This is a genomic window from Leptolyngbya sp. CALU 1928 (assembly GCF_056784215.1).
This window is the reverse complement of sequence record NZ_JBXBCE010000020.1, coordinates 214,821-226,676: the sequence shown is the minus strand read 5'-3', so window position 1 is coordinate 226,676 and position 11,856 is coordinate 214,821. Positions and strand designations below refer to the sequence as shown.

At 46.1% G+C, this 11,856-nt stretch carries 13 protein-coding genes and 1 tRNA gene; 8 read left to right on the top strand and 6 right to left on the bottom strand.

What is annotated here, in order from left to right; translation table 11 throughout:
• Nucleotides 1–11 precede the first annotated feature (11 nt).
• Nucleotides 12–599 (bottom strand): transposase, encoded by a 588-nt coding sequence (locus tag AC1S5B_RS28135; RefSeq protein ID WP_482038960.1) that lies wholly within the window; start codon nucleotides 597–599, stop codon nucleotides 12–14.
• Between the two features lie 178 nt (nucleotides 600–777).
• On the opposite strand from AC1S5B_RS28135, the gene AC1S5B_RS28130 reads away from it, so the two are divergent.
• Nucleotides 778–1,158, top strand: a complete 381-nt coding sequence (locus tag AC1S5B_RS28130; protein WP_482038959.1) for a P-type ATPase actuator domain-containing protein — start codon at nucleotides 778–780, stop codon at nucleotides 1,156–1,158.
• 277 nt (nucleotides 1,159–1,435) lie between these two features.
• Here AC1S5B_RS28130 and AC1S5B_RS28125 read toward each other — a convergent pair whose 3' ends face one another.
• Nucleotides 1,436–2,077, bottom strand: coding sequence for a class I SAM-dependent methyltransferase (locus AC1S5B_RS28125; protein WP_482038958.1), 642 nt, complete (start codon nucleotides 2,075–2,077; stop codon nucleotides 1,436–1,438).
• Between the two features lie 177 nt (nucleotides 2,078–2,254).
• Complete coding sequence (locus AC1S5B_RS28120; protein ID WP_482038957.1) at nucleotides 2,255–2,485, bottom strand: NAD-dependent epimerase/dehydratase family protein; 231 nt, start codon at nucleotides 2,483–2,485, stop codon at nucleotides 2,255–2,257.
• A 317-nt stretch (nucleotides 2,486–2,802) separates the two neighbouring features.
• On the opposite strand from AC1S5B_RS28120, the gene AC1S5B_RS28115 reads away from it, so the two are divergent.
• The 4 genes from AC1S5B_RS28115 to AC1S5B_RS28100 all read left to right on the top strand — a co-directional run bounded on the left by AC1S5B_RS28115 (nucleotide 2,803) and on the right by AC1S5B_RS28100 (nucleotide 6,165).
• Nucleotides 2,803–2,872, top strand: a tRNA-Leu gene (locus AC1S5B_RS28115).
• A 257-nt stretch (nucleotides 2,873–3,129) separates the two neighbouring features.
• Nucleotides 3,130–4,641, top strand: coding sequence for a threonine ammonia-lyase, biosynthetic (gene ilvA, locus AC1S5B_RS28110; protein WP_482039017.1), 1,512 nt, complete (start codon nucleotides 3,130–3,132; stop codon nucleotides 4,639–4,641).
• A gap of 52 nt (nucleotides 4,642–4,693) precedes the next feature.
• Nucleotides 4,694–5,302: a Uma2 family endonuclease gene (locus AC1S5B_RS28105; RefSeq protein ID WP_482038956.1), complete on the top strand. Its 609-nt coding sequence runs from the start codon at nucleotides 4,694–4,696 to the stop codon at nucleotides 5,300–5,302.
• A 23-nt stretch (nucleotides 5,303–5,325) separates the two neighbouring features.
• Nucleotides 5,326–6,165 carry an alpha/beta fold hydrolase gene (locus AC1S5B_RS28100; RefSeq protein WP_482038955.1) on the top strand — a complete coding sequence of 280 codons (840 nt, stop codon included), beginning with the start codon at nucleotides 5,326–5,328 and terminating at the stop codon, nucleotides 6,163–6,165.
• Here AC1S5B_RS28100 and AC1S5B_RS28095 read toward each other — a convergent pair.
• Nucleotides 6,130–6,318: a hypothetical protein gene (locus AC1S5B_RS28095; protein WP_482038954.1), complete on the bottom strand. Its 189-nt coding sequence runs from the start codon at nucleotides 6,316–6,318 to the stop codon at nucleotides 6,130–6,132. The genes AC1S5B_RS28100 and AC1S5B_RS28095 overlap by 36 nt on opposite strands.
• A 1-nt stretch (nucleotide 6,319) precedes the next feature.
• Between AC1S5B_RS28095 and AC1S5B_RS28090 the strand changes: the two genes are divergently transcribed.
• Nucleotides 6,320–6,736, top strand: coding sequence for a hypothetical protein (locus AC1S5B_RS28090; protein WP_482038953.1), 417 nt, complete (start codon nucleotides 6,320–6,322; stop codon nucleotides 6,734–6,736).
• Nucleotides 6,737–6,898: 162 nt separating this feature from the next.
• Here the strand turns inward: AC1S5B_RS28090 and psb34 are convergent, their stop codons facing one another.
• Complete coding sequence (psb34, locus tag AC1S5B_RS28085; RefSeq protein WP_482038952.1) at nucleotides 6,899–7,069, bottom strand: photosystem II assembly protein Psb34; 171 nt, start codon at nucleotides 7,067–7,069, stop codon at nucleotides 6,899–6,901.
• A 221-nt stretch (nucleotides 7,070–7,290) separates the two neighbouring features.
• On the opposite strand from psb34, the gene AC1S5B_RS28080 reads away from it, so the two are divergent.
• Nucleotides 7,291–9,924, top strand: coding sequence for a HEAT repeat domain-containing protein (locus AC1S5B_RS28080; RefSeq protein ID WP_482038951.1), 2,634 nt, complete (start codon nucleotides 7,291–7,293; stop codon nucleotides 9,922–9,924).
• A complete protein-coding gene (locus AC1S5B_RS28075) occupies nucleotides 9,915–10,151 on the top strand; it encodes a nucleotidyltransferase family protein (RefSeq protein ID WP_482038950.1) in 237 nt (78 codons plus the stop codon). Before AC1S5B_RS28080 ends, AC1S5B_RS28075 begins: the two co-directional genes overlap by 10 nt.
• 44 nt (nucleotides 10,152–10,195) lie before the next feature.
• Here the strand turns inward: AC1S5B_RS28075 and AC1S5B_RS28070 are convergent, their stop codons facing one another.
• Entirely contained in the window at nucleotides 10,196–11,827 is a 1,632-nt protein-coding gene (locus AC1S5B_RS28070; RefSeq protein WP_482038949.1) for an alpha-D-glucose phosphate-specific phosphoglucomutase, read from the bottom strand.
• Nucleotides 11,828–11,856: the final 29 nt, after the last annotated feature.

Sequence of the window (11,856 nt, the reverse complement as noted above, 5' to 3'; positions counted from 1 at the left end):
TCCTCGACCGGTCATCCATAACGCTCAAACCACTCTTGGGGAACCCAGCTTTTTAGCCACTCTGGTTCTACGGTTGCGACGGCATTGAGCGCGGCTCTAAGCGCCTCTCCAATGCTCTCTAACCGATTGAGCGTTCGGATCGCAGCGAGCACGTGGGTAGAATCGGTGCGTTGCTTGCCGCGCTCCTGAAGCCAGCCTTTTTGTTTGCATTGTTCCAACAATTGATCGAGCAGTTGTTGCTCCAGGTGCCCTGCAATGATCCGGCTCCGAAACTCTGAGAGCACCGAAAAGTCAAAGCCTGAATCCCCTAAATCTAGGCTTAGCAAATACTTCCAATCGATCCGACTCCGAACAGCATCTGCTGCTTGGCGATCAGTCAAATCCTCGAGAAACTGCATCACACAAATCAGCGCTAATCGCCAGGGACTAATGGCAGACTGACCTTGAGCCGAGAACAACACTGCGAATTCGTCATCAGTGTAAATGGTGCCTAACTCATCGCGCAACAACAGATAGCGATTGCCTTTGGGAAAAGCTTGGCGAGCAACACGAGCCGTGGATTCAGGAATCGGTTCGATCAGACGAGGATGCAACGACATGGTTGTTCCCTCCTAAAACTCATCAGGACAACTTGATCGTAGGAGAAATATTTCGGGGTTCGGTACTGCGTTTACCCTTTGTCACACCCATACTACACAAACAACGGTAAAATCAGCCTTTCAGCCTCCTCAAAGCTATTCGCCAACAACATCCGTAGCGGCACTGATCTCTATTGCGTTGCGCGACTACACCAATGCCGTCGCAATTTTCGCCATCGTTGCATTTAATGGCATTTTGGGAGTCCGACAGGAATATCAAGCAGGACACGCGATCACAGCACTCAAAAAGCTTACCGTGCCCACCGTTAAAGTGCATCGAGATCATTGCGTGCAGGAGATCTCAGCCCGTCAGCTTGTACTGGGTGATATCGTTCTCCTTGAAACCGGAAACCTAGTGGCAGCCGACTACCGTTTGCTGGAAAGTTCCAGTCTGCGAATTCAGGAAGCTTCTCTCACGGGAGAATCGGAGCCAACTGATAAAGATGCTCAGAAGCTGGAGCAGGCTGACTTGTCAATTGGCACACTGCCGCAGGCTGTTTCTTCTGAAAGATCAGGTTGAATATTTGATTCGTAAATGCTAAAGGCTGATTGATATTCTTCTCAATAAAGTACTGTTGTAAAAGTTTTTCCTCAGTCGAGACGGGATATAAACTCCTCATTTCTTCCGCATCACCATCTGCAACCAGTAAATCTTTTAAGTTTGAACCGAGAGCAAATTCAAATTCATGAAAACTAACGGCTGTTCCCATTCGGGTTAATGCTTCTTCAGCAGTGTTAGCACCCAGTTTGTCACGATGATGTTTGAGTCCTAGCTTAACCATCTCCCTAGGAGATCGTTAGTAATACTCCACCGCTAAATCTAGAGGCAAGAAATGGAAAAATGGCAGCCAGGACGTGTGATGGTCAAAATAGGTTAAGCGATTTGGAGTTTCCGCCACAATCAAAATTCCGTCGGGTAACAGCAGATCCCACGCCTCCTTCAAAGTGTCAAGTCGCTCTTGAACGGTCATGTGTTCCAGTACCGCAAATAATAAAACGACTGACACTCCAGAACGATGGTTTGATTTCAATGTTTCTAGTAAATCATCCGGCTCAGACTGGATAATGGAAACATTATCAATTCCCATAATCTGGATTCTTGCCTTAGCCGCTGAAGTAGACGACTCGGAAACTTCATAGGCGTAAATATGTTTAGCAAAATGAGCAAAGGCGGCGGTGCTAGAACCTGTTCCACAGCCAATTTCAACGATCGCTTTATCACTTAGATCGAATACTTTTGTGACCCAAGGAATATATTGAGTTAAAGTTCCCTCGTATCGCCGAAAGACATGATCTTTGATGTCATTCTTCACCTCTTCAGTTTCAAATAGGTGTTCATCAATCCCTTTGTAGTAAGTTTCACGTAAAGCCTGTTCTATCTCAACACGAAACTTAGTCTGTTCAAGCCGAAATTTCTCAATGTCTTTTGCTAGTGTCATTAATTTTTCCCTTGAACCCAAGTTTTTGAGCGTAGAAACTAAGCTTCGACATTAACTTTATCGGAAACTACCCAGTTATGATACTCATGAAAGCCTCTTTGCCCTACCGCCCAATACCCGCATAGCGAAACCCATCGACTTCCAAAATCTGCGGCTGCAACCAGTTGTGTCCATCGATTAGGCAAGGTGGTAAGTTTGGTCAATTTCCAGGCGAATTGGCTCGGTGATCTCGTGGCGGATCAACTCGAAATAGGGATGCCCGATCCACTTCAGCACGCTGCCTTTACGCCCCGTATAAAAGTTGTCCAGACAGATGACTTCGTGCGCCTCTGTCATCAGGCGATCAATTAGGTGAGAGCCAATGAAACCAGCGCCGCCTGTGACCAATATTTTTATCGGTGGAGTCATCTCTAGAATAAGCGGTACAGGAAATACCAGCGATGATTGTAGGCTGAAAAACTAACTGCAATCAATGCTGGATTTCAATTAATTCTGTTAGAGAAGTTAACTCAAAATTAGCATTGTCGAATATTTAATTAATCGTGGCTAAAGATTCAACCTCTTTTTAGCTCCAGCATATTTCCAAGGAATCACGACGTGTACTGAACAAGTGTTCAAGGTCATGAAAACTCGCGATAGCCAACAAGTTACAAAAAGACCTGAAATTTGCCCAAAAGACCCGACAATTATGATTTGGGTGTAAGGATTACCAAAGATGGCTACAAGCCTTTGTTAACAGCTTTGAGCACTCGATTCGTAATCGAGCGGTCGTGGGTTCAAATCCCACCATCGGCTTTAAATAACCTCCCCTTAAATCCAGGCGTTTAAGGGGTTTCTACATTATTGGCTACTTTTAGGAAATAGTACAGATAGTACAGAGGTTTCAGAAAACAGCGGAAGAAGTAACCATAGAGTCCTTTCGGGAACGGTTACGATTACGGTGCAGATTCATATAGGCTACGATCTTTATCTGGCTATAGAGCGTGAAATAGATGAATGGGTTCAGGCTATTGATGGCGTAAAATTATCTTCCATCCAGCATTTCAAACATCATCATGTGCGACTACCTGCAACAAATTTTGACGGCGCGTGTCTATGATGTCGCCCAGGAAACGGCGTTGGACTATGCATCCAACCTCTCCACGCGGCTGAACAATCGATTGCTACTGAAACGAGAAGATATGCAGTCGGTCTTTTCCTTCAAGTTGCGCGGTGCTTACAACAAAATGGTGAAGTTGCCGCCGGAGGTGCTGGCGCTGGGCGTGATTGCCGCCTCAGCCGGAAACCACGCTCAGGGGGTCGCACTGGGGGCACGACAGTTGGGCACGACGGCGCTGATTGTCATGCCTGTGACCACGCCTCAGGTAAAGATTGATGCGGTTAAGGCGCGAGGCGGCGAGGTGATTCTGCATGGCAATACTTATGATGATGCTTACGCCCATGCCCGACAACTGGAGGCAGAGAAGGGGCTGACCTTCATCCACCCGTTTGACGACCCGGATGTGATTGCCGGACAGGGCACGATCGGGATGGAGATTTTGCGCCAGTGTCAGCAGCCGATCCATGCGATTTTTGTGGCGATCGGGGGCGGTGGGTTAATCTCTGGCATTGCGGCTTACGTGAAACGAATTCGCCCTGAGATCAAAATCATTGGGGTGGAGCCAGTGGATGCGGATGCTATGTCTCAATCGTTGAAAGCAGGACACAGAGTCCGTTTGCCACAAGTGGGTTTGTTTGCCGATGGGGTAGCAGTGCGAGAAGTGGGAGCAGAAACCTTTCGCCTGTGCCAGCAGTATGTAGATGAGGTGATGCTGGTGGATACGGATGCCACTTGCGCGGCAATTAAAGATGTGTTTGAGGACACGCGATCGATTTTGGAACCAGCGGGGGCGCTAGCGATCGCCGCTGCCAAAGCCTACGTCGAGCGGGAACAGATCAGCGGGCAGACTCTGATTGCGATTGCCTGCGGTGCCAACATGAACTTCGATCGCCTCCGATTTGTAGCAGAACGGGCAGAATTTGGCGAACGGCGAGAGGCAGTGTTTGCGGTCAATATTCCCGAAGCACCGGGTAGTTTGCGCCAATTTTGTCGATGTTTGGGCGATCGCAACCTCACCGAATTTAGCTATCGGATCGCCGATCAGCAATCGGCTCATATTTTTGTAGGCGTGCAAATTCAAAATCGTGCTGATGCCGTCGCCATGGTGATCAAATTTGAACAGTGCGGCTTCAAAACCATTGACCTCACTGACGACGAACTCACTAAACTACATCTGCGGCACATGGTCGGCGGACACTCTCCCCTCGCCCATAACGAGCTGCTCTATCGCTTTGAGTTTCCCGAACGCCCCGGTGCCCTGATGCAATTTGTCACCAGCATGAGTCCCAATTGGAACATTAGTCTGTTTCACTACCGCAATCATGGTGCAGACTACGGGCGCATCGTAGTGGGAATGCAGGTGCCCCCCGAAGAAATGACAGAATGGCAAGCATTTCTTGAAACGCTGGGCTATCTCTATTGGGATGAAAGCCAAAATCCTGCCTACAAGCTATTTTTAGGTTAAACGCTAGATTGGAAGAATTGAGCGATCGCCACCCTCTCACTCAGGAGTCACGATGCAAGTTCAGCCCAAAATATACACCGCCGAAGAATATCTTGCCCTAGAAGAAACCGCCGAGTTTCGTAGCGAATATTGGAATGGAGAAATCATACCAATGACAGGAGGCTCATTTGACCACAACACATTATTTATCAACTTCTGTGCGCTGCTAAAATTTGCATCACGGGGCAAGGACTTTACAGTTCGAGCCGGAGATATGCGGGTTTGGATACCTCGCTACAATCTCTATGTTTATCCTGATGTTTTTGCGATTCAGGGACAACCCGTATTTCAAGAAAACCGCAAAGATGTGGTGCTAAACCCTAAGTTGATTATTGAAGTGCTATCGAAATCAACTCAAGATTATGACAAAACTGATAAATTTCGCTACTATCGCTCTATTCCTGAGTTTCAAGAATATCTGTTAGTCAATCAATATGAAATATATGTAGAACAGCATACAAAAACTGATGACGGATGGATTTTGAGAGAGTATGAATCGGATTCTGCAACTATTCATCTTTCATCGATTGGGGTAGAAATTGCGATCGCTGACATCTATGAAGGAGTTACCTTTGAAAGCGAAACAGAAACCGCAATATCACCGTCAGAAAACTTTGAATAATTACTCAGATTTATTGATTTAGCATGATTGAAAAACAGGTTCAATATCTTAATATTGACTTTCTTCAGACTTCCAATCCTGCACCAGCGGCTTACCTAGAACAGGGTCAGGGAACACCAGTGCTAATGCTGCATGGGTTTATGGGCAGCGGTAAATGCTGGTTGCCACTGATGGCACATCTAAAGACTCACATGCACTGTGTCGCGCTAGATTTATTGGGTTTTGGCGACTCTGCCAAACCTACCATTCAATATGATGTTGCCAAAGAAGTTGAGTTTATCCGACAGTTTATTCAGGCTCAAAATTTGGAACCCTGCTATCTCATGGGGCATTCTTTCGGCGGTTGGGTCGCCGCTGCCTATGCGTTGGCTTATCCCAGTTCAGTCAAAGGATTGATTTTGCTGGCTCCAGCAGGAATTCGAGATGACAGCTTTGCTGGACGCTATGATCATTTGCGTCCGATTCTGTGGCAAACGCCCCTAGTAGACTGGGTGCTGAATGGAATTAAGCCTTTTTCAAGCTGGTTTGGGCAAAAAGAGACCCTCGAAACAATTGCTTGGATGCGGGGCGAATTGAACAGCCAGCCAGCCGCGCGATCGTTTTTAGTCGATCGCATTCGCCCTGAAGACGCGATCGATACTGTCGAAAAAGAAATTCATCGCCTCCAAACTCCAACCCTGGTGATTACGGGCGATCGCGATGACACGATTCCCCTGTGGCATAGTCAAACCTACGCCAATGAGATTCCCCAAGCTCATCTGGTAATCTTGCCAGAAGCGACCCACTCCTTACCGCAAGATTACGCCGCTGGAGTTGCCGCTCATGTTTTACCGTTTTTGATGGCGCGATCGCCGCAATCCTGACAATGCGTTGGGAGATAAAGGGTGTAAGCGATCGCCCGATTCCTTTTCAAAATCCTCGAAATCCTCACAATATCCAGTTTTCAAGGGATAGCCTCTCTTGTTATGATTATTCATATCGATTAACACATCGCAATAGAACAGGTAGGGAGACATTGTGACCGGATTTATCAGAGGTTTATTTTCCAAGCGGCAACCCGACGACGAAGCTGCACCAAAACCTGAAAAGGTGAAACCTGCACCTCAACGAGTTCAGAAAAATTCTGATGCCTATTTCTTAGATGCAGATAGTGCAACCAGCATGGGCAACATAGACTATATGCGAACCGTGAAAAGTATCAAGCGCACCTATGCAAAAGGTGTTAATGGAATAGTGCCTGATCTAAACGTAGAAGTCTCTTCAATGACGGCTAAGAAGCAAAAGAAACTGGACGCAGCACAGTCGTCTTTTGGTGCTGCCCAACCCGACACTCCTGCGGCAACGCCGACTCCAGCCCAAGTGCGTGAGCGTCGCCGCGCCGACTCTAGCATGGATATGTTCCGCGATATGGCAAAGGATATTCGCAAGCCATAAACCATGCCTAAGCTCAATTCAAGGTGAGTTTTCTCTAAAAAAGGAACTTTCTAGGCAGAAATGGGAGCGTTAAGGAATGCTCCCATTTTTATAGAATCTATAAAGCCCCATCGCTTCTGCAATGGAGTTATCCCTTAAGTTTTTGAAGGATTGAATGGATGGCTAAGAAACTGATACCGCGACCGCCACTAATGCTGCAATTAATCCCATTCCTAGTACCCCTAAAATGATGTAGTTGCGCTTTTGGTTTCCGTTTGGGGGTTCTGCCTTATACATCTTTGGCTCGATCGCAAAGTTGTTTAAGCGCCCACCATCTTCTACGGTGTATCTCATAAATAATCCTCAAATTTGTCTTAACCTACCTGAGAACAGTATAAATTGATATTTCTCTTTGCAAATCTTCTAGCTTTAGAAAAAATCTACGATTTTGAAAAAGTCATTTCTCATGGGTAAGGGTTTCATTTTTATCAGAATGCGACCATACCAATGTACTGAAAAGTAGAGGTTAGAATAAGCGAAATTTCTTCCTACCTCCTCTTAAAGCAAATTCAGTTGTGACTAATAGTAAGCCGGTCGTTTTTACAGCCCTCAGCGTTTTCTTAATGGCATTATCTGGGCATTCCACTTTGGATACCGCCCAAGCATCTAGCAAACGGGTTATTTATCTGCAAGTTGCTCAACCTACCCAAAGTCCCACGCCTCAAACCGTCTCAAGCCCTGCTGCTCAACCAATTAACCCTCCTAGCACTCCATACAAGCAGGTTATTGAGTGGGTCAAGCAGCATCCGCTTCAAGCAAGTGTGACAAGTACATTTTTCATTTACTTAAGTGTGGTGATGGGTAGCTGGATATTTTATCCTCGGCTGCTTCTGAGACTGATCCCATCAACAGAGATCAAAATACCGAAGACGGAATTTAAGCTCCCGATTGGAATTCTACTCTGGCTTAAGTATCCACCAAGAACTTTAGATGCATGGGTTAATCAACAAATTGCTCCGGCACAGGAAGAATTTTATCAACGACGAACCGTTGGAGAACGGAGTATCCATATTCCTATACCAGTTGAGTTAAACGGGAGTCAGCCATCGATCGCAGATTTCAGTGCTAACGATTTGAAAACTATTTTTTCCAAACGGAACACTCGCTTGTTGATTGTGGGAGAAGGCGGTATTGGTAAAACAAGCCTTGCCTGTCAAGTTGCAAAGTGGGCAATGGTAGAGAACAAGGCTGAGCGATTATGCAAGCATCGAATGCTGCCTGTATTAATTGAGGAAGAACTGGAAGCTGGTGAAGGAAAGTCGCCCTTGCTGGAGGCGATCGCTCGTCAGATCAAAAATTTGAGAGATGAGGAAAAGCCCGTTTCAGAAGAACTCTTGAAACAATTACTGGAGAAGCGGCGAATTCTAGTGATTGTGGATCACCTTTCAGAAATGAGTGAGGTAACTCAGAAAGCTGCTCGTCTGAAAGATTCAAGTTCTCCAGTGAATGCGTTGGTTATCACATCGCGAACTGAAGATATTTTAGGCAAGGAAGTGACTCACACAACGCTTAAGCCCCAGCGAGTTTCGGGTAAGCAGTTGTCTATTTTTATGGATGCCTATTTGACCCAGCGAGGAAAACGTGACTTATTCGACGACTCAGAATACTTTGATGCGCTGCGTCGCTTGTCGCAAATCGTGACGGATGAGCGAGATGTTACCGTTCTGTTCGCTAAGCTCTATGCCGATCAAATGATTGCCATTGCAGAAGGGTTAGTTGCAGAAGATTTGCCAGACAATGTACCGGATTTGATGTTGAGCTACGTCAATGAGGTGAATCGGGAGAAGGACGGCAAGCTAGATGACGACATTGTGCAACGAGATCTAAAGGCGATCGCCTGGGAATGCCTGAGGCACACGTTCAAACCAGAAACGGCTGAACAAGAACAAGTGATCAACTGTTTGGCAACTTTGGAAGGTGAAGGCGAAACAGCAAAGGAAAGTGCTAAAAAACGACTGAAATACTTAGAAGAACGCCTTGCGCTAATTCACACCGTTTCACCTGCCAAAACAAAAATTCGTTTTGCGCTCGACCCTCTTGCTGAATATCTTGCAGGTTTGCATCTGGTGGAGCTTTACGGTGAAGATGGGCAGAAATGGCAAGCATTTCTAGACGAGGTGCGAAATAAACCAGGTAATTTAGAAGAAATCCGAGGTTTTTTACTTGCAGTAAGAGATTGCTGCATTACCAAACTAAGAGAAGCAAAAATCCCTAATTTTGTCATTGAAGAACTTAACGAGCTTACGGGTATAGATCCAGAAGTTTTAGAACGAGAGCGACTAAGACGGAAAATCAAACTTTTGATACTCGATCTTGATGTGATAGATGATAAAGAAAGAGTTTTATATGCAGCACAAAGACTAGGAATAATCACTGAGGATATAAAAGCTAATACACCAAGTCTAATTAGTCTCTTAAAAGATGTGATTCCTAGTCTAACTAAGTTGATTAGAGTTGAAGATGAGCAACTTCGCAGCTCTGCTCAGTCAACATTAACTAAGATAGGTTCACTAGCAGTTCCTGCTTTGATATTTTTGCTAAAAGATAAAAATGTCGAAGTCCGTCAGTTATCTGTTGGAATCTTAAGACAGATAGCCTCAGAAGCTACGGCAGCAGTTCCTGCTCTTACAACGGCACTTAAAGAAGATCAAGACCCTACTATACGCTGGAACAGTGTCATTACTCTAAGCAAAATTATAATGACGGCAAAAGATGCAGTCATTATTTCTCCTCTTGTTAAAGCTCTCATCCAAGCTTTCAAGAAAGATTCAGAAGTAGGTGTGCGTTCCTATTCTGCCTTTGCTTTAGGCAAATTAGGTTTAGACGCTGAAGAAGCAATTCCTGTTTTCCTTAATGAACTTTCCAAGGAAAAGATTGAGGACTTTAATTTGTTCCTGGCAATTGTTGAGGCGCTTGATGCTATTGGATTTGATCTAGATTCGATAAAAGTTGAAATTATTCTAGACGGCACTAAGATAACTCCGAAGAAAGTAGTTTTGGATCGCAGGGAAAAACTACATAAAGAGGCAGAACTAAAACAACAATCATCTAAAGGAATTCATCTTGAATGGCTACCATTACTAGCCTCGTTTACACCTCCACAAAAAGATTTCTATGGCATAGGTGCGGACACTCCAAAATGGTTGTAAGTATTGAACTACCGATCGCTAAAATCACAGCCTTTTGTCAACATTGGCAAATCACAGAATTTGCGCTGTTTGGGTCTGTATTGCGAGATGATTTTCGTCCTGATAGCGACATTGATGTGTTGGTGACCTTCTCATCAGAAGCGCATCACACTTTGTTTGATCTGGTACATATGGAAAATGAGCTAAAGGAAACCTTTCGGCGAGATGTGGATTTAGTCAGTCGTTGATGCATAGAACGGAGTCTGAATTACCTGCGCCACGAGGAAACGCGCTAAGTAATCACTGTTGGAGTGGATCGGTTGGTGAATGTCTGAATTTGGGCAACCTCTGCGGCGATCGCAATTAACTCTTTCAAGGCAACTTGAGGCTTGAGCGCGTGATGGGCAACATTTGGCTCGTAGCGTTCTAAGTAAACTCGCAAAGTCGCGCCCTCGGTGCCTGTACCCGAAAGCCGAAACACGATGCGCGCCCCGTTGGTAAAGCCCAGTCGAATTCCTTGGTGGGCACTAATGCTGCCATCCACCGGATCGATGTAGCTGAAGTCATCGCAGTAGTTTACTTGATGGCTGCGAAACTGCCTACCTTTGAGGGTTGGCATGAGGCTGTGTAGGTTTTGGATCAAGGCATGGGCGCGATCGCTCTCCAGATTCTCGTAATCATGGCGAGCGTAATAGTTCCGTCCAAAAGTGTGCCAGTGTTCTTGGATGATCGCCGCGACTGACTGCTGCCGCACCGCGAGAATGTTTAACCAAAATAATGCTGCCCACAAGCCATCTTTTTCCCGCAGGTGATTTGATCCGGTGCCAAAGCTTTCTTCGCCGCACAGAGTAATCTTGCCCGCATCCAGCAAGTTGCCAAAATACTTCCAACCCGTCGGAGTTTCGTAGCAATCAATGCCTAGGTGAGCCGCAACCCGATCGGCTGCTTGGCTAGTGGGCATAGAACGGGCAATTCCTGCTAACCCAGCGCGGTAGGCAGGCACCAGTTTTGCATTGGCGGCAAGCACGGCAAGACTATCGCTGGGAGTGACGAAGAAGTGACGACCCAAAATCATATTGCGATCGCCATCCCCATCAAACGCCGCCCCAAAATCAGGGGCATTGTCTCCAAATAACTGCGCCACTAGCTCATGGGCATAAACCAAGTTTGGATCAGGATGTCCGCCGCCAAAATCTTCCAAACTTTCCCCATTTTGCACCGTGCCCAGCGCTGCACCCAATCGCTGCTCAAATAGACGATGGGCGTAGGCTCCGGTGACCGCGTGCATTGAATCGATAGACAATTGAAATTGCCCGTTGGTCAACAGTTCACGGATGCGATCGCAGTCAAACAACGACTCCAGCAGTTGAGTATAATCATTCACCGAATCGATGACTTCTATTGCCAAATTGCCCAGTTTGGTAACACCCAATTGATTCAGATTTATATCGGGTGCAGCCAAAATTTTGTAGCTACGAATCGTTTTGCTGCGGGAGAAAATCGCGTCTGTCAGTCCTTCTGGAGCAGGTCCACCATTTCCACTGTTGTATTTGATGCCAAAGTCGCCTTTAGCCCCCCCTAGATTGTGACTAGCAGAAAGAATGATGCCGCCAAACGCCTGATTTTTCCGAATAATGCAGGAAGCAGCGGGGGTAGAAAGAATGCCATCACGTCCGACTAATACCCGTCCAAATCCATTTGCCGCTGCCATCTTCAGGATAATTTGGACTGCTGGGCGATTGTAATACCGTCCATCACCGCCAACCACCAGCGTTTTTTCTTCAAACCCCTGCAAGCTATCAAAAATCGACTGAACGAAATTCTCTAGATAGTGCGGCTGCTGAAACACTGAAACCTTTTTACGAAGTCCAGAAGTTCCAGGCTGTTGATCGAAAAAAGGCTGGGTAGAAATAGTTTGAAGCATGAAAAGCAGGTTGTGAGTTTTGAGTGATC